The organism is Oleiphilus sp. HI0079 (assembly GCF_001635105.1).
Window position 1 is genome coordinate 1 of the sequence record NZ_LWFT01001132.1, and the last position, 764, is coordinate 764.

Below are 764 nucleotides of genomic sequence, written 5' to 3' on the forward strand. Positions count from 1 at the left end.
TGCCTACTTGGTTATAGGTAAGGCGAGCATGACTATGCATTACGGCCTCATAAAAATAACTCTGCTCAACCTCTCCTTTCTCACTCAACTCCATTTCACAAACCATGCACAGCCGATCAACATTCGGATTCAGCGAACACAAACCGTTGGATAGAAGCTCTGGCAGCATTGGCACTACATGATCAGGAAAATAAACCGAGGTTCCGCGCTTGTTGGCCTCGATATCAAGAGGACTATTGATACTGACGTAATGACTGACGTCGGCAATCGCAACATACAGACGCCATCCACCCTCGGTGCGTCGCTCACAGTAAACTGCGTCATCGAAGTCTCGCGCATCCTCACCATCAATGGTGACCAAAGGTAAATGACGAAGATCTATTCTTGCGACCTTGTCGTCTTCAGTGACCTCTGCTTTGAAATTCTCGATCTGCTCAACAAGGTCAGCAGGCCACTCATTCGGGATGTTATGAGAGCGAATAGCCACTTCGATCTCCATACCTGGCGCCATATGATCACCAAGCACCTCCAACACCTCGCCAATCGCATGCTCTCGCTTGGAGGGGTATTGCAGAATTTTGGCGACAACATACTGCCCATGTTTTGCGCCATTCAAATTTTCTGTCGCAACAATAACTTGCTGCGTTTCGCGAACACTTTCTACTTCAATGAAGTTCAGGCCACTTTCAAAAAAGATTCGCCCAACGACCTCCTTTGTGTTGCGCTCAAGCACCTCGACAATTACCGCATGACCTCGCCCTTTC

The 764-nt window shown here is 48.3% G+C and carries 1 protein-coding gene; it reads right to left on the reverse strand.

The annotated features are described in order from the left end of the window. Window positions 1–764, reverse strand: a 764-nt coding sequence (locus tag A3750_RS20030) for an RNB domain-containing ribonuclease (RefSeq protein ID WP_156498776.1), incomplete at both ends; no start/stop codon positions are given.